This is a genomic window from Pseudotabrizicola formosa, from assembly GCF_002900965.1.
GTDB lineage: Bacteria > Pseudomonadota > Alphaproteobacteria > Rhodobacterales > Rhodobacteraceae > Pseudotabrizicola > Pseudotabrizicola formosa.
The window spans coordinates 262,044-281,916 of the sequence record NZ_PJOM01000002.1 but is presented as its reverse complement, the minus strand read 5'-3'; the positions used below and the strand labels follow the sequence as shown (position 1 = coordinate 281,916).

At 62.6% G+C, this 19,873-nt stretch carries 19 protein-coding genes; 10 read left to right on the top strand and 9 right to left on the bottom strand.

The features are described 5' to 3' along the window. Genes pdhA through CXR43_RS05380 form a run of 3 tightly spaced genes read left to right on the top strand, consistent with a single transcriptional unit; the run spans nt 1 to nt 3,712 of the window. A complete protein-coding gene (gene pdhA, locus CXR43_RS05390) occupies nt 1-990 on the top strand; it encodes a pyruvate dehydrogenase (acetyl-transferring) E1 component subunit alpha (protein WP_103333046.1) in 990 nt (329 codons plus the stop codon). A 13-nt stretch (nt 991-1,003) separates the two neighbouring features. Then, nucleotides 1,004-2,383 (top strand): pyruvate dehydrogenase complex E1 component subunit beta, encoded by a 1,380-nt coding sequence (locus tag CXR43_RS05385; protein WP_103333045.1) that lies wholly within the window; start codon nt 1,004-1,006, stop codon nt 2,381-2,383. A gap of 12 nt (nt 2,384-2,395) precedes the next feature. Next, nucleotides 2,396-3,712 carry a pyruvate dehydrogenase complex dihydrolipoamide acetyltransferase gene (locus CXR43_RS05380; protein WP_103333044.1) on the top strand — a complete coding sequence of 439 codons (1,317 nt, stop codon included), beginning with the start codon at nt 2,396-2,398 and terminating at the stop codon, nt 3,710-3,712. 65 nt (nt 3,713-3,777) lie between these two features. On the opposite strand, the gene cysE is transcribed toward CXR43_RS05380, so the two are convergent. Next, on the bottom strand, nt 3,778-4,596 hold the full coding sequence (gene cysE / locus CXR43_RS05375) for a serine O-acetyltransferase (RefSeq protein ID WP_103333043.1): 819 nt from the start codon (nt 4,594-4,596) through the stop codon (nt 3,778-3,780). A gap of 192 nt (nt 4,597-4,788) precedes the next feature. On the opposite strand from cysE, the gene CXR43_RS18160 reads away from it, so the two are divergent. Both CXR43_RS18160 and hemP read left to right on the top strand, forming a co-directional pair. Further along, nucleotides 4,789-4,920: a hypothetical protein gene (locus CXR43_RS18160; protein WP_267134630.1), complete on the top strand. Its 132-nt coding sequence runs from the start codon at nt 4,789-4,791 to the stop codon at nt 4,918-4,920. Beyond that, entirely contained in the window at nt 4,917-5,075 is a 159-nt protein-coding gene (gene hemP, locus CXR43_RS05370; protein ID WP_103333042.1) for a hemin uptake protein HemP, read from the top strand. Before CXR43_RS18160 ends, hemP begins: the two co-directional genes overlap by 4 nt. Before the next feature lie 24 nt (nt 5,076-5,099). Here hemP and CXR43_RS05365 read toward each other — a convergent pair whose 3' ends face one another. From CXR43_RS05365 to CXR43_RS05355, 3 genes are all read right to left on the bottom strand, one after another. Then, a complete protein-coding gene (locus tag CXR43_RS05365; RefSeq protein ID WP_103333041.1) occupies nt 5,100-5,732 on the bottom strand; it encodes an alpha/beta hydrolase in 633 nt (210 codons plus the stop codon). Continuing rightward, entirely contained in the window at nt 5,729-6,640 is a 912-nt protein-coding gene (locus CXR43_RS05360; RefSeq protein ID WP_103333040.1) for a ring-cleaving dioxygenase, read from the bottom strand. Before CXR43_RS05360 ends, CXR43_RS05365 begins: the two co-directional genes overlap by 4 nt. Before the next feature lie 106 nt (nt 6,641-6,746). Next, on the bottom strand, nt 6,747-7,631 hold the full coding sequence (locus tag CXR43_RS05355; protein WP_103333039.1) for a LysR family transcriptional regulator: 885 nt from the start codon (nt 7,629-7,631) through the stop codon (nt 6,747-6,749). Between the two features lie 233 nt (nt 7,632-7,864). Between CXR43_RS05355 and CXR43_RS05350 the strand changes: the two genes are divergently transcribed. From CXR43_RS05350 to CXR43_RS05330, 5 genes are all read left to right on the top strand, one after another. Beyond that, nucleotides 7,865-9,088 (top strand): acyl-CoA dehydrogenase, encoded by a 1,224-nt coding sequence (locus tag CXR43_RS05350; RefSeq protein ID WP_103333038.1) that lies wholly within the window; start codon nt 7,865-7,867, stop codon nt 9,086-9,088. Nucleotides 9,089-9,145: 57 nt separating this feature from the next. Further along, nucleotides 9,146-11,332 carry a thiamine pyrophosphate-dependent enzyme gene (locus tag CXR43_RS05345; protein WP_103333037.1) on the top strand — a complete coding sequence of 729 codons (2,187 nt, stop codon included), beginning with the start codon at nt 9,146-9,148 and terminating at the stop codon, nt 11,330-11,332. A 103-nt stretch (nt 11,333-11,435) separates the two neighbouring features. Further along, the gene (locus tag CXR43_RS05340; RefSeq protein WP_103333036.1) at nt 11,436-14,384 is read left to right on the top strand and encodes a methyl-accepting chemotaxis protein; all 2,949 of its coding nucleotides are present in this window, start codon (nt 11,436-11,438) and stop codon (nt 14,382-14,384) included. After that, a complete protein-coding gene (locus CXR43_RS05335) occupies nt 14,374-15,027 on the top strand; it encodes a CheB methylesterase domain-containing protein (protein ID WP_103333035.1) in 654 nt (217 codons plus the stop codon). Before CXR43_RS05340 ends, CXR43_RS05335 begins: the two co-directional genes overlap by 11 nt. Continuing rightward, the gene (locus tag CXR43_RS05330) at nt 15,027-15,542 is read left to right on the top strand and encodes a chemotaxis protein CheD (protein ID WP_103333034.1); all 516 of its coding nucleotides are present in this window, start codon (nt 15,027-15,029) and stop codon (nt 15,540-15,542) included. Before CXR43_RS05335 ends, CXR43_RS05330 begins: the two co-directional genes overlap by 1 nt. 45 nt (nt 15,543-15,587) lie before the next feature. Here CXR43_RS05330 and CXR43_RS05325 read toward each other — a convergent pair whose 3' ends face one another. The 5 genes from CXR43_RS05325 to CXR43_RS05305 are packed head-to-tail and all read right to left on the bottom strand — an operon-like array spanning nt 15,588 to nt 19,866. After that, nucleotides 15,588-15,992, bottom strand: coding sequence for a hypothetical protein (locus CXR43_RS05325; protein WP_103333033.1), 405 nt, complete (start codon nt 15,990-15,992; stop codon nt 15,588-15,590). Further along, entirely contained in the window at nt 15,992-16,375 is a 384-nt protein-coding gene (locus CXR43_RS05320) for a response regulator (RefSeq protein ID WP_103333032.1), read from the bottom strand. Before CXR43_RS05320 ends, CXR43_RS05325 begins: the two co-directional genes overlap by 1 nt. Nucleotides 16,376-16,411: 36 nt before the next feature. Beyond that, nucleotides 16,412-17,257: a CheR family methyltransferase gene (locus tag CXR43_RS05315; RefSeq protein WP_168219754.1), complete on the bottom strand. Its 846-nt coding sequence runs from the start codon at nt 17,255-17,257 to the stop codon at nt 16,412-16,414. Between the two features lie 4 nt (nt 17,258-17,261). Next, entirely contained in the window at nt 17,262-17,729 is a 468-nt protein-coding gene (locus CXR43_RS05310) for a chemotaxis protein CheW (RefSeq protein WP_103333031.1), read from the bottom strand. A 4-nt stretch (nt 17,730-17,733) separates the two neighbouring features. Then, nucleotides 17,734-19,866 carry a chemotaxis protein CheA gene (locus CXR43_RS05305; RefSeq protein ID WP_103333030.1) on the bottom strand — a complete coding sequence of 711 codons (2,133 nt, stop codon included), beginning with the start codon at nt 19,864-19,866 and terminating at the stop codon, nt 17,734-17,736. Nucleotides 19,867-19,873: the final 7 nt, after the last annotated feature.

The following is a 19,873-nucleotide window of genomic DNA, read 5'->3' as shown; positions in this document are numbered from 1 at the left end:
ATGGCCGCCAAGAAACCAGCCGAGAGGCCGAATGCCTCGAAGGAAGAGTTGCTGAAATACTACCGCGAGATGCTGCTGATCCGCCGGTTTGAGGAAAAGGCCGGCCAATTGTACGGCATGGGCCTGATCGGTGGGTTCTGCCACCTGTATATCGGGCAAGAGGCGGTTGTGGTGGGTCTGGAGGCTGCGGCCAAAGAGGGGGACAAACGCGTTACCAGCTACCGCGACCACGGCCATATGCTGGCCTGCGGCATGGACCCGAAGGGCGTGATGGCCGAACTGACCGGGCGCATCGGCGGCTATTCCAAGGGCAAGGGCGGCTCGATGCACATGTTCTCGAAAGAGAAGCATTTCTACGGCGGCCATGGCATCGTCGGCGCGCAAGTGCCGCTGGGGGCCGGTCTGGCCTTCGCCGACAAATACCTTGGCAATGACAATGTGACCTTCACCTATTTCGGTGACGGTGCGGCCAATCAGGGCCAGGTCTACGAGACCTACAACATGGCCGAGTTGTGGAACCTGCCGGTGATTTTCGTGATCGAAAACAACGGTTATGCCATGGGCACCTCTGTCAAACGCTCCACCAAGTCGCCGTCCCTGTGGGAACGCGGGGCCGCTTATGGCATCAAGGGCGAGGCCGTTGACGGGATGGATGTGCTGGCCGTGAAGGCTGCCGGCGAAAAGGCGGTTGCCGCCTGCCGTGCGGGTCAGGGGCCCTATATCCTTGAAATGATGACCTATCGCTACCGCGGCCATTCGATGTCGGACCCGGCCAAATACCGCACCCGCGAAGAGGTGGAGAAGATGCGCTCTGAGAAAGATGCCATCGAACATGTGCGCGACCTGCTGCTGCAGGGCGGCCTTGCCAGCGACGAAGACCTGAAAGCCATCGACAAAGAGATCAAGGCGCAGGTCAACGAATCTGCCGAATTCGCCAAAGACAGCCCAGAGCCTCCGGTTGAGGAACTCTGGACCGACATCTACGCCTGAGGGGGAACACGACATGGCAACCGAAGTATTGATGCCCGCGCTTTCCCCGACGATGGAAGAAGGCACGCTGGCCAAATGGCTGGTGAAAGAAGGCGACGCGGTAAAATCCGGCCAGATTCTGGCCGAGATCGAAACCGACAAGGCCACGATGGAATTCGAGGCCACCGACGAAGGGATCATCGGCAAGCTGCTGGTCACCGAAGGCACGGCCGGTGTGAAAGTGAACACGCCGATTGCCATCATGGTCGAAGAGGGTGAAAGCGTGAGCGAGACGCCCGCGCCAAAAGTGGCAGACTCTGTCGCCCCGGCGGCGGAGGCCCCGGCTTCGGTGCCCGCGCAGGCCGCAGCGCCTGCCCCTGCACCAGTCGCGGCGGCAAAGGGCTGGCCGCATACCGATCTGCCCGAAGGTCCGACCAAGACCATGACCGTCCGCGAAGCCCTACGCGAAGCAATGGCCGAGGAAATGCGCCGTGATCCCAATGTCTTCCTGATGGGGGAAGAAGTTGGCGAATATCAGGGCGCCTACAAGATTTCTCAAGGATTGCTGGATGAATTCGGTGCCAAGCGGGTGGTTGACACCCCGATCACCGAACATGGCTTTGCCGGCATCGCGGTTGGTGCCAGCTGGGGCGGCCTCAGGCCCATTGTCGAGTTCATGACCTTCAACTTCGCCATGCAGGCGATTGACCATATCATCAACTCTGCCGCCAAGACGCTGTACATGTCCGGCGGCCAGATGGGCAGCCCGATGGTGTTCCGCGGCCCGAACGGAGCTGCTGCCCGCGTGGGCGCGCAGCATTCGCAGGACTATGCGGCCTGGTATGCCGCCATTCCCGGCCTGCGCGTCTGCATGCCCTATTCCGCAGCCGATGCCAAAGGCCTGCTGAAATCGGCGATCCGTGATCCGAACCCGGTGATCTTCCTTGAGAATGAAATCCTGTACGGCCGCAGCTTCGAGGTGCCGACAGATGAAGACTTCACCGTCCCGTTCGGCAAGGCGTCGATCATCCGTGAGGGCAAGGATGTGACCATTGTCAGCTTTGGCATCGGCGTGGCGCATTCCCTGCTGGCCGCCGAAGCTCTCGCCAAGGACGGGATCGAGGCCGAGATCATCAACCTGCGTACCCTGCGCCCGATTGATTATGATACGGTGCTGGCCTCGGTCCAAAAGACCAACCGCTGCATCACGGTTGAGGAAGGCTTCCCTGTGGGGTCGATCGGCGACCATCTTGCATCGACGATCATGCAGCGCGCCTTCGATTATCTGGATGCGCCCGTCGTCACCTGCGCCGGCAAGGATGTGCCGATGCCCTATGCCGCGAACCTTGAAAAATTCGCGCTGATCACCCCGGCAGAAATCGCTGCCGCGGCGAAATCTGTCTGCTACCGGTAAGGAGGGCGCACCATGGCAACCGAAATTCTGATGCCCGCGCTGTCCCCCACGATGGAGGAAGGCACGCTGGCCAAATGGCTGGTGAAAGAGGGCGATGTGGTAAAATCCGGCCAGATCCTGGCCGAGATCGAAACCGACAAGGCCACGATGGAGTTCGAGGCGACCGATGAGGGCACCATCGGCAAGCTTTTGGTGGCCGAAGGCACGGCGGGGGTAAAGGTCAACGCCGCCATCGCCGTGCTGCTGGAAGAGGGGGAGGATGCCTCTGCCACCGTGGCGGCACCGGCGGCGGCAAAACCGGCCGAGGCTGCCCCGGCAGCGGCCCCTGCCGCTGCGGCACCGGCGGCGGCCCCTGCCACCTCCGCGGCCTCTGGCGCCCGAGTCTTCGCCTCGCCGCTCGCGCGGCGGATCGCCAAGGAAAAGGGTCTGGACCTGAGCGCGGTTCAGGGCTCTGGCCCGCATGGCCGCATCGTGCGCGCCGATGTCGAAGGCGCGCAGGCCGCGCCAAAGGCTGCGGCCCCTGCCCCAGCGGCGGCGGCGGCGGCGGCGGCGGCGGCCCCTGCTGCGCAGGCCCCGGCAAAGGCGGCAATGCCCACCGGCCCGTCCACGGACACCGTGCTGAAAATGTACGCCGACCGGGAGTTTACCGAGGTGGCACTGGACGGCATGCGCCGCACCATCGCGGCCCGGCTGACCGAGGCCAAGCAGACCATCCCGCATTTCTATCTGCGCCGGGAAGTGCAGCTGGACGCATTGATGGAATTCCGCGCGACCCTGAACAAATCACTGGAATCGCGCGGCGTGAAGTTGTCCGTCAATGACTTCATCATCAAGGCCTGCGCGCAGGCGCTGCAAGCCGTGCCGGATTGCAACGCCGTCTGGGCGGGTGATCGCATCTTGAAGCTGAAACCCTCGGATGTGGCGGTGGCTGTGGCCATTGAGGGCGGGCTCTTCACCCCCGTTCTGCGCGATGCCGACAAGAAGTCACTGTCGGCCCTGTCGGCCGAGATGAAGGATCTGGCCGGGCGGGCGAAAACCAAGAAGCTGGCCCCGCATGAATATCAGGGCGGCAGCTTTGCGATTTCCAACCTCGGGATGATGGGGATCGACAATTTCGACGCCGTGATCAACCCGCCGCACGGGTCGATTTTGGCGGTCGGCGCAGGCGTGAAAAAGCCGGTGGTCAAGGCGGATGGCACCATCGGTGTGGCAACAGTCATGTCGATGACCCTGTCCGTCGATCACCGGGTGATCGATGGCGCGCTGGGGGCCGCTTTCCTGAAGGCGGTCATCGAGGCGCTGGAAAACCCGATGACCATGCTGGCCTGATGGTCGAGACATTAAAAAGCCCCCGGATGCCGCTGCATCCGGGGGCTTTTTCATGCGCGCAAAAGTCAGCCGCAGTCGAGGCAGCCTGTCAGATTATGATCCATCGACACGGCAGGTTGCGAGCAGCCGGCTTCGCCGACGATTTTGGCCGGAACACCCGCAACCGTCTTGTTGCGCGGAATATCGTGCAGCACCACCGAGCCCGCAGCGATGCGTGAGCAATCTCCAACCGAGATGTTGCCCAGAACCTTCGCACCTGCGCCAATCAGCACGCCATTGCCAATCTTGGGATGACGGTCGCCGTCTTCCTTGCCGGTTCCGCCCAAGGTCACCGAATGCAGCATCGACACATTGTCGCCGACAACAGCGGTTTCACCGATCACGATCGAATGGGCGTGGTCGATCATGATGCCGCGACCGATCTTTGCAGCCGGGTGAATGTCGACGCCGAACACTTCGCTGACCCGCATCTGGACGAAATAGGCCAGATCGCGGCGGCCACGGGTCCAGAGCCAATGGCCCACGCGGTAGGCCTGCACCGCCTGATAGCCTTTGAAAAACAGGATCGGTTGCAGATAGCGATGGCAGGCCGGGTCACGGTCGAAGACCGCCATCAGATCGGCCCGCGCGACGGCCCCCAGATCAGGATCATCGCGGTAAGCCTGATCGGCAATCTCGCGCAGGATCTGCTCGCCCATTTCAGGCGAGGCAAGTTTGAACGAAAACCGGTAGGCAAGGGCCTGTTCCATCGTCGGGTGATGCAGCAAGGACGAATGGATCAGGCCGCCGAGCAACGGATCCTCCTTGATCGCCGCCTCTGCCTCGTCACAGACGCGGGTCCAGACCGGATCAAGTGGCGACAGTTTCAGTTTGCGCTCGGCCATGGCACGATCCTTTTTCGCAATGTCGGGTTGAAATGTAGCAGGTTGCGCGTTGGTTCAACAGCCGTCGTGAAAAATCTTCGGGACGAGGCTTTACATTACAAAGTATTTTTGTAAGGTATTCACACAGCCAGTCCGGACGGGCCAGCCAAGACCATGAACACACAGCTGTTCCCTGTCCGAAGGAAGCCCTACATGAGACCACAGCCTGATCGAACCGCTCCGGTTGCGCCGGATCTGGCGGAACTTCTGCGCCAATCCTTGGCCGGTTTCGTCCCCAATGACCTGCTTGGCACGATGCTTGACCGGCTGGAGGGACGCGCATGAACGCGATGACAGATCTGACCCGGCTGGCCGAGGCTATTCCGCTGCATGACGCCACCGCGCTCACCGAAGGCGGGCGCGAGGCGCGTATCTTGCTGAACGGCATGGTGTATTCGCTGCGCATCACCCGTCAGGGCAAGCTGATCCTGACAAAGTGAAGGGGGCCGTAGGGGCCCCCTCTCCTAGCCGTTCAGATGCCGGCGCAGGGCCGTGATGTCTTCGCGCATCACGGCGTGGCCCGCGCCGGGATAGACCTGAAGATCCACCGTGGCACCCCTCTGGCGCAGGGCAACGGCACTGTCCTCGGCGCGTTTCAGCGGGATATGCGGGTCACGCTGATGCACTGAAATCCAGACCTGCCCGCTCCGCTGCCCGGTGTAATCCAGCCGTTTGTCTGCGTGGCCATAAAGCGCCGGGCCGGGATTGCCCTGATCGGCAAGCCCGACCAAGCCGCCGGAAAAGGCAAAAGCCCCTGCCAGCCCCTCGCCTTCGCGGGCAAAGGCTTCCAGCGCAAGGCACGCGCCCTGGCTGAACCCGCACAACCAGATCGCGCTGCGGGCCAGGCCGGCCTGTTCCAGGCTGGCCACGCCTGCCGCCACCTCGGCAAGTCCGCGCTGCACAAAGGGGTCCATCTGTGCGGCCGGGGCCAGAAAACTGCTGGGCCACCAGCTGTTTCCCGCAGCCTCTGGCGCAACCGCGGCCACGCCCGGCAAGCCCGCGTGATCCAGCAGCGACAGGATATCAACCGCCGTTCCTCCGCGCCCGTGCAGCATCACCACGCCATGGGCAGCACCGGGTGGAAGATGCGCAATCATGCGCGCACCCGCAGCGGCGGCAGCACGCGTTCGATCCGGGCGCGCATCGGTTCGTATTGCGCAGGCAGTTTCAACGCCTGACCCAGGCTGTCTGCCGGTTCATCAATGGCAAAGCCCGGCGGATCGGTGGCGATTTCAAACAGCACGCCGCCCGGTTCGCGGAAGTAGATCGCATTGAAATACTGTCGGTCGGTCACCGGGGTGGTGCGGTGCCCGGCGCTTGCCAGCCGGTCCATCCAAGCCAACTGTTCCGCATCGTCGCGGGCGCGGAAGGCGACATGGTGGATGGTGCCAGCCCCCTGCCGCCCGGGTTGCGCCGCGGCGACGCGGATCACATCGACGATCCGGCCGCGCTCGGCCCCCGGCACGATCAGACGGTGGCGCTCGGTGGGGCCTTCCTGCTCGGTGCCGCTGTGCTGATAGCCGAACACATCGGTCAGCAGGCGCAGCGTCCGCTCCGGGTCACGCTCCCACAGCGTGACCGAGTGAAAGCCATGGGTATCGGCCGCATCCGCGCTTTCAATCAGCTCGACCGGCGCACCATCCGGGTCACGCAGGGTCACAACCCGCTCGCCAAAGCGCAGGCCGGCCCCGGCCGTGGTATGGCCTGCCACTGCCAGATCGTCGGTGATCCGGTCGAATTGCGCCGGCGGGATGGCATAGGCATAGGCCGAGGCCATCCCCGGCCCCGCCCGTCCCGGACCGGAATCGGCAAAGGGAAAGAAGGTCATGATCGTGCCGGGGCTGCCGCCAGCATCCCCATAATACAGATGGTAGGTGCCGGGATCATCGAAGTTTACCGTTTTCTTCACCAGCTTCTGTCCAAGGGTGCCGGTAAAGAAATCGACATTGGGTTGCGGTGCGCCGGAAATGGCGGTGACGTGGTGAAGTCCGGGAATAGTGGTCATCGTGCCCTCCTGTTGCCCCGACGCGGGGCTTGGAGGTGATATTAGCCCGGGGGGATCTGCAGATAAGGCCGATTTCGTCACGGTCTTTGTGCAAAGCTGCACAGGGTCAGCCAATCTGGCCGGCAATCCAGTCCCGGAAGGCAATCAAGGGTGGACGCGGGGGCACATCCCTTGGCCAGACCAGATAGTAGCTGCCCAGACCATGGCCACGTGCGGTCCAGGCAGGGACCAGCGCACCCGTCTGCAACGCGTCACCGATCAGGAACAGTGGCAACAGGGCGACACCCATGCCGTGGATGGCCGCCTGTGTCATGGTGGCGAACTGGTCGAACACCATCCCCACGGGGCGTTGCCCCGGCACCCCCTGCTGCGCCAGATAGCGGCCCCAGGCCCCCGGGCGGCTTTCCAGCTGCAGCAGCGGCAGCGCAAGCAGCGCCTCGACCGCCGCGACAGGCTCAGCCACCACCGAAGACGCACAGACCGGCATCACCTCTTCGTCGAACAGCAGCAGATGCTCGGCCCCCGGCCAGTCAGCCCGCCCGAAGTGGATTGCGGCGTCAAACCCTTCGGTGGCAAAATCGAACGGGCGCAGCCGGGTCGACAGGTTGACCGTCACCCCGGCATGCCGCCGTGCAAAATCCGGCAGGCGCGGGGCCAGCCATTGCACCCCGAACGCCGGCAGGATCGCCAGCGACAAGCCCCCCCCGCCCGGATTGGCGCGCAACCGCAAGGATGCCTGTGACAGCGCGGTCAGATGCACCCGCACATGCCGCACATAATCCTGTGCCGCCGGGGTCAGCCGCAGCCGCTGGCGTTCCCGAATGAACAGCGCCACCCCCAGCTGCCCCTCCAGCCCCTGCAATGCCCGGCTGACCGCGCCTTGGGTCAGCGACAGCTCTGCCGCCGCCGCCGAGGCGGTGCCAAGCCGGTCCACTGCCTCCAACGCAAGCAAAGAGGGCATGGAGGGCAACAGGCGACGCGGGCCTATCATGCGTTTTCCTCATGAACCAGTGACAAAGCTTCGATAGCATCGGGCGCTGGTCTGCGCAATAAGACAGGCAAGCGCGGGCCATACTCACCTGCATTTGTACCCTTCAGACCTACGCCGGGAGTTCGGACGCAGCGCCTTTTGGAACGTTGCAGCAAGCCCCCGGATCATGCACAAATCCAATACCTTTCGCCAATGCGCAACCCGTGCCACACTGATCCGAACCGGAGGATGACATGAGCCTTGATACCCCAAAGCTGAAAGCCAAAGATGCCCCTGACCTGGGCCGGTTCGACTGGGAAGATCCCTTCCGCCTGAATGATCAGCTGACCGAGGAAGAGCGCATGCTGCGCGATGCCGCCCGCGCCTATGCGCAGGAAAAGCTGCAGCCGCGCGTGATCAAGGCCTATCGTGAAGAGACGACCGACCCCGAGATCTTCCGTGAAATGGGGGAGATGGGCCTGCTGGGCGTCACCGTCCCCGAGGAATATGGCGGGCTGGGGGCCTCTTATGTTGCCTACGGCCTTGTCGCCCGGGAAGTGGAGCGGGTGGACAGCGGCTATCGCAGCATGATGAGCGTGCAGTCCAGCCTGGTGATGTATCCGATCTACGCCTATGGCACAGAGGCGCAGCGGCAGAAATACCTGCCGAAACTGGCCAGCGGTGCCTGGATCGGCTGCTTTGGCCTGACCGAACCCGATGCCGGGTCTGACCCGGCAGGCATGAAGACCGTGGCGAAGAAAACCGCCAATGGCTACGTGCTCAACGGGGCCAAGATGTGGATCTCGAACGCGCCGATTGCCGATGTCTTTGTGGTTTGGGCCAAGTCCGAGGCGCATGGCGGCAAGATCAGGGGCTTTGTGCTGGACAAGGGCACCAAGGGCCTGACCGCGCCCAAGGTCGGCGGCAAGCTGTCGCTGCGGGCCAGCATCACCGGCGAAATCGTCATGAAGGACGTGGAAGTCGGCGAAGATGCGCTGTTGCCGGGGGTTGAGGGGCTGAAAGGCCCGTTCGGCTGTCTCAACCGGGCGCGCTATGGCATCGCCTGGGGGGTGATGGGCTCGGCCGAGTTCTGCCTGCACGCCGCGCGCAGCTATGGTCTGGACCGCAAGCAATTTGGCAAGCCGCTGGCGCAGACCCAGCTGTTTCAGCTGAAGCTGGCCAATATGATGACCGAAATCAGCCTGGGCCTGCAGGGCTGCCTGCAGGTGGGCCGGCTGATGGATCAGGCCAATGCCGCGCCCGAGATGATTTCCATTATCAAGCGCAACAATTGTGGCAAGGCGTTGGAGGCGGCGCGGATGGCGCGCGACATGCATGGCGGCAATGGGATTCAGGAAGACTACCAGATCATGCGCCACATGGTGAACCTTGAGACGGTGAACACCTATGAGGGCACGCATGATGTGCATGCCCTGATCCTGGGTCGCGCCATCACCGGGTTGCAGGCGTTTTTCTGACCCTGCCCGCTTACACACAGCGCCTTTGGGCGTGACACGCCGATAGCCAGGACAAGCATGGACCGCGCCGACATCGTACACGACAATTTCCTGCGGCGGGTTGCGGCGGGCGACCTGCCCACGGGCCCGGCGCCGCAGGGGCCGCTGTCTCCGGATCAGGCCCGGCTTGCGTTTCGGGCCGCCTGCCTCAGCCGGGCGCTGGACCGGCAGGCGCGGGTGATGCAGCGGGCCGGCCAGGGGTTCTACACCATCGGCTCATCGGGGCATGAAGGCATGGCCGCCGTCGCCCTTGGACTGCGTCCGGGCGATATGGCCTTGCTGCACTACCGCGACGCCGCCTTTCAGATTGCCCGCGCGCTGACCGTAGCGGGGCAAGACCCGGTCTGGGACATGCTGCTGTCCTTTGCCGCGTCCAGCGATGACCCGATTTCCGGTGGGCGGCACAAGGTGCTGGGGTCGCGGGCGCTGATGATCCCGCCGCAAACCTCGACCATCGCCAGCCATCTGCCCAAAGCGGTGGGTGCGGCCTATTCGCTGGGGCTGATGCGCCAGCACCGACCGGACCACGCGATCATGCCGCAGGACTCGGTGGTGATGTGCAGCTTTGGCGATGCCTCCCTGAACCACTCCACAGCGCAAGGCGCTTTGAACGCGGCCGGTTGGGCGGCGTGGCAGGGCGCGCCAATGCCACTGCTGTTTGTCTGTGAAGACAATGGCATCGGCATTTCCACCAAGTCGCCGTCCGGTTGGGTGGAGGCTGTGCTGCGCGCCCGTCCCGGCCTCGCCTACCATGCGGCAGACGGGCTGGACCTCTACGAGACCTATGCCGTTACCAAAGCGGTCGCAGAGACCATTCGCCGCACGAAAAAGCCCGCCATCCTGCATCTGCGCACGGTCCGGCTTTACGGCCATGCCGGGGCCGATGTGCCGACCACCTATCTGCCCCGCACCGAGGTCGAGGCGGATGAGGCCAATGATCCGCTGCTGCACGCGGTGCGCCTGCTGGATCAGGCGGGCGTCATGGCCCCGGATGAGGCATTGGCCGTGTATCGGGCAGCCGCCGATGAGGTCGCGGCGCGGGCGGCGCAGGCGGTGCAGCGCCCCCGGTTGCAAACGGCGGCGCAGGTGATGGCCAGTATCACGCCCCCCGCGCGTCCGCGCGTGCCGCGCAACGGCCCCTCGCCCGAAGCCCGCGCCGAAGCCTTTGGAAATGACGCCAAAGCCATGGCCGATCCGCAACCGATGAGCCGCCTGATCAACTGGGCGCTGACCGACCTGATGCTGGACCGGCCGGAAACCGTGCTGATGGGCGAAGACGTGGGCCGCAAGGGCGGCGTCTACGGGGTGACGCAAAAGCTGCAGGCGCGCTTTGGCAGCCAGCGGGTGATTGACACGCTGCTGGATGAGCAATCCATCCTGGGCCTTGCCATTGGTCTGGGGCAGAATGGATTTCTGCCGATCCCTGAAATCCAGTTCCTGGCTTATCTGCACAATGCAGAAGACCAGATCAGGGGCGAGGCCGCCACCCTGCCGTTCTTTTCCAACGGCCAGTTCACCAACCCGATGGTGCTGCGGATTGCAGGTCTGGGGTATCAAAAGGGCTTTGGCGGGCATTTCCACAATGACAACTCGCTGGCGGTTCTGCGCGACATTCCCGGGGTGATCGTCGCCTGCCCGTCGCGCGGCGATGAAGCGGTGCTGATGCTGCGCGAATGCGCCCGGCTTGCCGCCGAAGAGCAGCGCGTGGTGGTGTTTGTCGAACCGATCGCCCTTTACCCCGCCCGCGACCTGCATGCCCCCGGTGACGGGCTGTGGATGCAGACCTATCCGGCACCCGACCTGCGCCTGTCTTTTGGCGAGGTCGGGGTGGACGGCGACAGCACAGAGCTTGCCATCGTGACCTATGGCAATGGCGTGATGCTGTCGCATCAGGCCCGCAAGATCCTGATGGAGCAAGGCGTGTCGTGCAAGATCATCGACCTGAGATGGCTTGCTCCGCTGCCCGAAGCCGCCCTGCGGAGCGCGGTGCAAGGGGCAAGGCACATCCTTGTGGTCGACGAATGCCGCAGGTCAGGCAACCTGTCCGAGGCGGTCATGACCCTGCTGGCCGGACACCCTGCCCTGGCACGGGTGACGGCGGAGGACAGTTTCATCGCCACCGGCCCGGCCTATGCCGCCACCCTGCCATCGGCCACCCAGATCGCCACCGCAGGTCTGACCCTGTTGGCGGGGGATAGTCGTTAAAGTTCTTTCGGCGTTAGGGGATGCTTAGGACGCCCTGCGCCACTCTGATCTGACAGTCGGCCTGCACCAGTGGCGCGGCCTCTTGTCTGGCCGGAGTCACAGAATGAAACGTACAAGCCTCACAATCCTTCTTCCCGCGGCCTTTGTGCTGTCGATCATTGTGCTTTTGGGCGTCTATTCCACCTTTGTCCTGTCAGACATGCGAAAGGCCCTGACCTCGCAGGCGGTCATCAGGGTGGAATCGGCTGCAGGCCGCGCCGTGCAACGGGTTGATGCCTGGTTTCGTGAAACCGGCCAGACCCTTACATCCCTGGCCAACGCCAGCCAGACCCATGACCATATCCTGCAACTGAGCGTCATGCTGCGTGGGTCTGCTCCGGATGCCGCGGATTTTCTGAAACGTCGCTATGTTGATCCGAACCCGGCAACCGGCACACTGCGCGAGGATTTCGATTACTCCACAGACAAAAGTGCCTATGGCACAACCCACGCCCGGCTGCATGACACCTATCGCAGGCTGCGCCGCGAACACGGATTCTATGACGTGTTCCTTTTCGATGCAGAGGGGACTTTGCTCTACACCGTGGTGAAAGAGGGTGATCTTGGCCAGAATGCCATCAATGGTGAGTTGGCCCAGACACCCCTTGGCGCCGCTTTCCGGGGCGCCATGGCTGCGACGCCACCTGCGACCGTGTTCGAAGACTTCGCGCCCTATGTCTTTTCCAACGGAGATCCTGCGAGCTTTCTGGCCCATGCCGTGTTGGACAGCGGCGGGCGCAAGGTTGGCGTCGTGGCCATCCAGATTCCGTCAGATCTGCTTGCCAACTTGGTCAGCGATGATGGTCAGAACGCCCCGACCTTCGATTTCACCCTATTGTCATCAACCGGGTACTACTGGACCAAACTGGGAGATACCCTTCTGCATGGCAATACTCCCAGCCAGACACCTCAGGTCATGGCAGCCTTGCGTGGAGAGGCCGGGGTCATGCCCGACACCATCAACAGTGTCGCGGAGGATGTCCTTGCCGGTTTCAGACCTGTCACCGCATTCGATGCCGGCTGGGCGGTCGTCACCGAACTGGACGCAGCCGAAATCGCGGTGCCGATGCGGCTGGCAATGTGGCGCACCCTGGCCGCCTTTGGCGTGCTGTCGCTGGCCGCGCTTGGCGTCGGTCTGGCGATTGGCCGCTGGATCGCAAAACCATTGTCGCAATTGACGCAGGCCACCCTTGCGATGATCGCCCGCGACCCCACGGCGATCGGCCATCTTGACCGCCGGGATGAGGTTGGCGAACTTGCCCGCGGGATGGAAGTGTTCCGCCAGCAGCAGGTCGCCGCCGACGCCAACCGCGTGGAAATGCTGTTCAAGGGCAAAGCCTTTGCCACAACCACGACGGCAATGATGATTTCGGATGCGCAAGGCACCTTGCTCTACATGAATGAGGCCCTGCGCTCGCTGTTCTGCGACAATCTTGCCGATTTCCAGGCCCGCTTTCCCGGCATTGACCCGAACCGGCTGATCGGGCGCAATATCTCGGTGTTCCATGGCAATCATGCCGCCAACATGGCCAGGCTGACACAATCGGCGAATGCAAAGATGGACTCAGACATCCAGATTGGCGACCAGGTCTTTGCCCTGTCGGTCGCCGCGGTCGAGAATGAGGACGGCACGCGGGCGGGATATGTGGTCACCTGGGAAAACGTGCGCGAACGGCGCCGCGCGGATGCGATCATTGCCGCTGTCAACGCTGTCCAGGTGGTGATTGAAATCGGCGTTGATGGCCGCATTCTGAACGTCAATGACATGGCGCTTGCCACCTATCAATATGACCGAAGCGGAATTGTGGGACAGCATCTGGGCCTGCTGTTCAAAGGCGGAAAGCCCGAGGCCGAGGATGTGTTGGCCCGGGTCCTGGCGCAGGGCCACCTTTCAGAATTCCACCACCGGCTCGCCCGCGATGGCAGTGACCGCTTTGTGATCTGCAATCTGAACGTCATCCACAACCGGCGCGGCGAGGCTCAGCGGATCGTGGCCATCTGCACGGATCAGACCTCAGAAGTCCAGTTCCGCACCGCCACTGAACGGGCGACACAGGCCCAAGTCGCCGAACAGCAAGATGTGGTCGAAGCGCTGCGCAATACCTTGGGGGCCTTGGCGCAGGGTGATCTGACAGCCCGGATCGACAGGGATTTTCCGCCGGAGTACGAAAGCTTGCGGATAAACTGCAATCAGGCCATGCAAAGCCTGTCGGATACCTTGTCGCGCGTGGCCGAGGTTGCCGCCTCCATACTCGGCGGGGCCGACACCATTGCCAGTGCCGCAGCCGACCTGTCGCGCCGCACGGAAAGCCAGGCGGCAACGCTGGAGCAGACCGCCGCGGCGCTGGACACGCTGACCACGAATGTGCGCTCTGCCACCGAAGGCACCCTGAAAGCCGGCAACAAGGTAAGATCGGCCCATGACGAGGCGCATAACAACGGCGGAGTGGTGCGGCAGGCGATCGGGGCCATGGCCGCCATCGAAGAATCGTCGCATCAGATCTCGAAGATCATTTCCGTCATCGACGACATCGCCTTTCAAACCAATCTCTTGGCCTTGAATGCCGGGGTAGAGGCCGCGCGTGCGGGAGAGGCCGGACGCGGCTTTGCCGTGGTCGCGGCGGAGGTGCGGGCCTTGGCGCAACGCGCATCCGAGGCCGCCAAAGAGATCAAGACCCTGATCTCGACCTCGCAATCCCAGGTGGGGACGGGGGCCGAACTGGTTAGCCACAGCGGCCGCGCGGTCGAGGCGATTGTCTCTGACGTCGCAGACATCAGCGTGATCGTTCAAGACGTCTCGCAGGCTGCGCAGGATCAGTCCAACAGCCTGGCCGAAATCAATGCGGCAATTGCGGTTCTTGACAAGGTAACCCAGCAAAATGCGGTCATGGTGGAAGAGTCCACCGCAGCGAGCCTTCTTTTGAAGCAACAGGCCGATGAGCTTTCCGACCTTTTGTCCAGTTTCAACCTGAAGGGCACCCAATCGCGCCAGGAGGCAAAGCGTGCCGCCTGATCCGCGCAACCCAAGTGGTCCGGCGGGCAATGGCCGTTACAGCGGCGGTCGTGTCATCGTCATTGGGGCGTCGACCGGGGGGGTCGAAGCGCTTTACACCTTGCTGTCGGAATTCCCCGAGGATTGCCCGCCCACCTTTGTGGTGCAGCATATGCGCCCGGGATTTGTCGAAGGTTTTGTTGCTGGGCTGAACCGTGTCTGTGCTGCCGAAGTTGTACAGGCGCAGGACCGCCAGGTGATGAGATCGGGGCAGATCTATATCGCACCTGCCGGCAACATGCATCTTTGCCTTGCCGCAACCCCTGTCGTGTCGATCCGCCTGACCGAGGCCCCACCGGTGCATGGGCACCGGCCGGCGGTGGACCCATTGTTTCTGTCTGCCGCCCAGCTGCGCCCTGCCCCCGTCGCAGCCCTGTTGACCGGAATGGGACGTGATGGGGCGGAAGGCCTGTTGCAGATCCGCCGCGCCGGGGGGCATACCATTGCCCAGGATCGGGCAAGCTCGGTGGTCTATGGCATGCCCGGAGCCGCGCGCGATCTTGGGGCCGCCCATCAGATCCTGCCGCTGTCCGCCATCGCTGCTGCCCTTCTGCGGCTGGCAGCTCAGGCCGGACCCCATATTTCAGAAAGGCGGATCAGCTGATGCACAGCGGCGAACGGCTCAGAATTGTCATACAGGGCGAATACATCATCTCGTCGGATCCCCAGGATGTGTTGTCCACCATTCTGGGATCTTGTGTCGCCGCATTCCTGCGCGATCCGGTCGCAGGTGTGGGGGGGTTGAACCATTTTCTTTTGCCCGGAAATGACCCGAATGACCGCAACGCCATGAAATACGGGCTCAACGCCATGGAATTGCTGATCAACAGCCTGATCAGGAGCGGCGCGCGACGTGACCGGCTTGAAGGAAAGCTGTTCGGCGGCGGACGGATGGTGCCAGGCCTGACCGATATCGGTGCCGCGAACGGACGCTTTGCCGAAGATTTCTTGCGGCGGGAGAACATTCGCTATCTTGGCGGCAGCCTTGGCGGGGACCATGGGCGCAAGATCCGGGTCTGGCCGGTCTCTGGCCAGGTCCAGCAGATGAAAATGCCAACCACGGCGATCAAAGAGGTTGCGGTGGTGCCTGTTTCGCGCACAGAGATCGTGCTGTTTTGAGAACCGGCACCGCCCTGACCGATGCCGGCGCGCAGTCTGACAGGATCAGAATAGAACAACCTGTGGCGTGGTCGCCAGCTGTTGGCCATGACGCAAAGCATGGGTCAATGTCTGCAAGCGTGGCAGATCGACCAGAACATCAATGTGTTGGTCAGGTTCATCGGGCAGGCGCGATGCGATCCCGATCAAAATATCCGACAAGCCTGTCAGTTCTTGAATCATCAGATCCAGCGACTGCATCCGGGACCTGTTGGTGCCTTTCAGTTCCGCCACTGCAGCGCCATCAATGCCATCGGCACAGAGCATTACAGCCTCGACCGCCCGCAGGGTTTCGGTAATGCGCAGCAGGTGCTTTCCACTGCGCAGCACCGCGAGCCGTCCGCTCAGGGCAGGACTCTCGCTTGCAAAGACCGGATTGATCTCTGGCTCAATGCCGGTTGGATCAGACATCAAATAGGACCTACCACCTTTTCAATACAGTCACGCATACCCTCTCGGGTAAATGGTTTTGTGATCATGTTGTTCATGCCCAGTGCACGCCCCTTGGCAACGACGGTCGCATCGGCACGACCTGTCACAAGGATGAAGCCAAGCCGCTCAATCCCCCGGGTGCGCCGGATGCCTTCCAAGAGCCCAAGACCGTCAAGGCCGGGCATGTGGTAATCGGAAATGACCAGATGAACCGGCTTTTGCACCAATGACCGCAAGGCTTCATCCCCGTCGGCGCAGGTGCGATACCCCTCGATCTGCATCCAGTCCAGCGCCTGTGTAATCAGTCCGCGACTGACTGCCGTGTCATCGACCACCATCACCTTCAGATCTTCCCGCTTCATTTATGCCCCCTTCTCAGGTCAATGCTCTGCCGCTGTTCAGCGGCGACGATAGGTTGTCATGCCGTCAGTTTCGAATTCTGACAGGGCAGGACCGGTGATGCGCTCGGAATGGCCGATCATCAGATACCCGCCCGGAGCCAGTAAGTCGGCAAATCGCTGCCATAGCCGTTCTTGTGTGGCCTGATTGAAATAGATCACGACATTGCGGCAAAAGATCACCTGGAATGGGCCTTTGATCGGCCATTTATCTTGCAAATTTAACGGATTGCAGAACACCAGCTGGCGCAGCTTTTCCGCGATGCGCAGGTCATCCCCGGTTGCGGGGTGATCAAAGAGACGGCGGGACTGCTCTGCCGACAGGCCATGCACCGAGTCGCGAGCATAAATGGCGCGCCTGGTCTTTTCAATCATCGTGCGGTCAATATCGGTTGCCAGAATACGCACATCATGGCGATGCACATCCGGGCAGGCGGCAAGGATCGTGGCGGCGATGCTGTAAGGTTCTTCGCCGCTGGAACACCCAGCGGACCACAGGCGTATGCGCCCGCCGGCCTGTGCCTGTGCGATCAGCTTCGGCAAGATGGTGGTGGCCAAAGCTTCAAAGTGATGCTGTTCGCGAAAGAAAGAGGTTACATTGGTCGTGACCGCCGAAATCAACGCCTGCCGCTCTGCTTCATTTCCGTCGGCAGAGATGAAATCTGCATAGGTTGAAAAATCCGACAGGTTCAGGGCGCGCAGACGTTTGATCAGCCGTGAGTGAACCAACGGGCGCTTGGCATCGGCCAAAACAATGCCGGCAAGCGAATGCACAATCTGGGCAATACGGGAAAAATCCCGATCATCCAGTGGAATGTCTGCATCCGCTTGCAGGGGCGTCCCCATCGGGTCAGGCCGCCGCGTCATCGGCCGGGGGCAACAATTGTGCAACATCCAGCAACCGGATCAACCGGCTGTCTTGCACGACAACACCGCGCAGCATGCTGCGCGTGGCCTCAGAGGCAAGATCGGGCGTCGGCTGAATGCCAGAGGCGGGAACCCCCAGAATATCTGTCACCGCTTCCACCAGAAGACCGACCGTCCGGTTCTGAATTGCGGCCACAATAATGACATTGCGATCCTTGTCCTCGATAGGCTCCAATCCCAGCCGCCCCGCAAGATCCAGGATCGGCACCACGGCCCCGCGCAGGTTGATCACGCCCTGCACATAGCTGGGCGCATGAGGCAGCAGCGCCGGGCGGCTCCAGCCCCGGATTTCACGAACCGAAAGAATGTCGATGCAGAAATCCTGCCCCGCAGTCCTAAAGGCGACCAATTCTCTGATATCGGGATCGGTGGCGAAACCGGAGGAGCGCATGAGCTTATTCCGCTGCTAGGAAAACATTAGGGCGAGGTGGATTCGGGCCGATGGCTTCAAGATCCGAGGGATCAACAATCAGGGCGACAGAGCCATCGCCCAGCACAGTGGCGGCCGCGATTCCGGGGATCTGGCCATAGTTTGCCTCCAGCCCTTTGATGACCACTTGCCGCTGATCGCGAATGCCGTCGACCATCAGGGCAATGGCCCCATCATCACCCCGCTCGACCACGACGACGATTTCGCCTTCGCCCGGTTTGAGCGTCCGTCGGAACCCGAGCGCGGCCCCGACGTCGATCAACGGCAGGCATCGGCCACGCACATCAAGCACAGAGTCGGTTCTGCCCAGAGTGTGCCGCATCATGATGTCGGGGCGCAGTGTTTCGATGATGGTCGAGACGGGCAACACCAAGGTCTGCCCCGCCGCTTCAAACACCATGCCATCCAGCACGGCAAGCGTCAGCGGCAGGCTGATCGTCAGCGTCGTTCCTTGACCGCGCACCGAGGCAATGCCCACCCGCCCCCCAAGACCGGCGATTTCAGAGCGGACGACGTCCATGCCCACGCCGCGACCGGACAGGGCAGAGACTTCTGTCGCCGTCGAAAACCCGGGCAGGAACAGCAGCGCATCAATTTCCTGCGGCGAAAGCTCTGCATTGGGCGGCACAAGGCCCTTTTCGATGGCGATCTGGCGCACCTTGTCACGGTCGATGCCGCCCCCATCGTCCTGAACCGTTATGACAATCCGTCCGGAGCGGTGTGCGGCCGACAGCTTTACAACACCTTCGGTCGGCTTGCCGATTTCATCGCGGCGCGCGGGTTTTTCGAGCCCGTGATCCACGGAATTTCGGATCATATGGGTCAGCGGATCGGCCAGACGCTCGATGATCGTCTTGTCCACCTCGGTGTTTTCGCCTTCGGTCACCAGACGGGCAGACTTCCCGGCAGCCATCGACGCTTCGCGCACAATGCGGTGCATCCTGTCAAACAGGGGCTTTACCGGCTGCGCCCGGATCGCCATGACCGATTCTTGGATCTGGCGCGACAGTTGGCGCAATTGATCAAGACTGCGGTCCACCTCGACAGAGCCAAAGCCCGGAGATTGCTCAATGGCTTCTGTCAGCATGGCTTGATGGATCACCAGCTCGCCCAAGATATCGACCAGTCGGTCAACCCGGTCAATGTCGACACGGATGGTGGGCCGCGGACCGGTCGATGCCGCTGACGCAGACGCCGCGGGCTGCGGTGAGGTTGCGGCGGGGGCGTCCGGTGCTTTGGGCGCGGCCACCGGTTTGGGCGGAGGCGTCACCGGCGCAGAGGCGGTTACAACAGGTGACGGCGCGCGGTTTGGCTCTGGCAGGGTGCCGTCAGGGTCTGGCGGCGTTTCCATCTCTGCTTCAAGATGGAGGTCGCAATTGCCCTCGATGAAATCGAAGACGGCAAGAAGCTCTCTGTCCGACCGTTCGGTCTGCAGGGTGATGGTCCAGCCCAGATAAGATTGTCCCGGGTCAAACCCGCCCGGTGCCGGCAGGGCAGTTTGGTCAAGCTCGATTTCAACCTCATCGGTCCCGCACAGGTCGCGCAACAAGAAGGCCGGATCATGCCCAGAGGCAAAGGCACCGGAGTGCGGGCGGAACGTCAGCACAACCTTGCGCTGCAGGCTGGCCAGCGGCAGGGCTGACAGGTCCATGCCGAACGGACCATCGAGGGCGAGAGGTTCGAAGACGAAGGCTTCTTCTTCTTTGTGGCCGCCCATGCCTGCCTGCGCTTCCAGCGCAAGAATCACGCGCTCATCCAGCTCGGGGTCGGTTTCTGACCCGTTGCGCGATGCGCCGATCATATCGGCCAGATGATCGCTGGCATGCAGCAAGGCCCCCAGAAGCGCAGGTTCCGGTTGCAGCTGGCCGCCCCGCAGCGCATCGAGCACCGTTTCGAACCGATGCGCAAAGTTGACCAGCGGCTTCAGATCAAAGGCACCGGCGCCGCCCTTGATGGAATGCACCGCCCGGAACACGGCATTTACAGTGTCCGCCTCTTGCGCCCCGGTCTGGATGGCGCGCAACCCTTCTTCCAGGGCGGACAGCAATTCTTCCGCCTCGACAAAGAAGATATCCTTCAGATCAATCGCACCCGCCATGCCGCCC

What these genes read in the sequence shown, in the direction of transcription:
- pdhA (WP_103333046.1), top strand. Translation starts at nt 1, where the DNA reads ATGGCCGCCAAGAAACCAGCCGAGAGGCCGAATGCCTCGAAGGAAGAG.
- CXR43_RS05385 (WP_103333045.1), top strand. Translation starts at nt 1,004, where the DNA reads ATGGCAACCGAAGTATTGATGCCCGCGCTTTCCCCGACGATGGAAGAA.
- CXR43_RS05380 (WP_103333044.1), top strand. Translation starts at nt 2,396, where the DNA reads ATGGCAACCGAAATTCTGATGCCCGCGCTGTCCCCCACGATGGAGGAA.
- cysE (WP_103333043.1), bottom strand. Translation starts at nt 4,596, where the DNA reads ATGGCCGAGCGCAAACTGAAACTGTCGCCACTTGATCCGGTCTGGACC.
- CXR43_RS18160 (WP_267134630.1), top strand. Translation starts at nt 4,789, where the DNA reads ATGAGACCACAGCCTGATCGAACCGCTCCGGTTGCGCCGGATCTGGCG.
- hemP (WP_103333042.1), top strand. Translation starts at nt 4,917, where the DNA reads ATGAACGCGATGACAGATCTGACCCGGCTGGCCGAGGCTATTCCGCTG.
- CXR43_RS05365 (WP_103333041.1), bottom strand. Translation starts at nt 5,732, where the DNA reads ATGATTGCGCATCTTCCACCCGGTGCTGCCCATGGCGTGGTGATGCTG.
- CXR43_RS05360 (WP_103333040.1), bottom strand. Translation starts at nt 6,640, where the DNA reads ATGACCACTATTCCCGGACTTCACCACGTCACCGCCATTTCCGGCGCA.
- CXR43_RS05355 (WP_103333039.1), bottom strand. Translation starts at nt 7,631, where the DNA reads ATGATAGGCCCGCGTCGCCTGTTGCCCTCCATGCCCTCTTTGCTTGCG.
- CXR43_RS05350 (WP_103333038.1), top strand. Translation starts at nt 7,865, where the DNA reads ATGAGCCTTGATACCCCAAAGCTGAAAGCCAAAGATGCCCCTGACCTG.
- CXR43_RS05345 (WP_103333037.1), top strand. Translation starts at nt 9,146, where the DNA reads ATGGACCGCGCCGACATCGTACACGACAATTTCCTGCGGCGGGTTGCG.
- CXR43_RS05340 (WP_103333036.1), top strand. Translation starts at nt 11,436, where the DNA reads ATGAAACGTACAAGCCTCACAATCCTTCTTCCCGCGGCCTTTGTGCTG.
- CXR43_RS05330 (WP_103333034.1), top strand. Translation starts at nt 15,027, where the DNA reads ATGCACAGCGGCGAACGGCTCAGAATTGTCATACAGGGCGAATACATC.
- CXR43_RS05325 (WP_103333033.1), bottom strand. Translation starts at nt 15,992, where the DNA reads ATGTCTGATCCAACCGGCATTGAGCCAGAGATCAATCCGGTCTTTGCA.
- CXR43_RS05320 (WP_103333032.1), bottom strand. Translation starts at nt 16,375, where the DNA reads ATGAAGCGGGAAGATCTGAAGGTGATGGTGGTCGATGACACGGCAGTC.
- CXR43_RS05315 (WP_168219754.1), bottom strand. Translation starts at nt 17,257, where the DNA reads ATGGGGACGCCCCTGCAAGCGGATGCAGACATTCCACTGGATGATCGG.
- CXR43_RS05310 (WP_103333031.1), bottom strand. Translation starts at nt 17,729, where the DNA reads ATGCGCTCCTCCGGTTTCGCCACCGATCCCGATATCAGAGAATTGGTC.
- CXR43_RS05305 (WP_103333030.1), bottom strand. Translation starts at nt 19,866, where the DNA reads ATGGCGGGTGCGATTGATCTGAAGGATATCTTCTTTGTCGAGGCGGAA.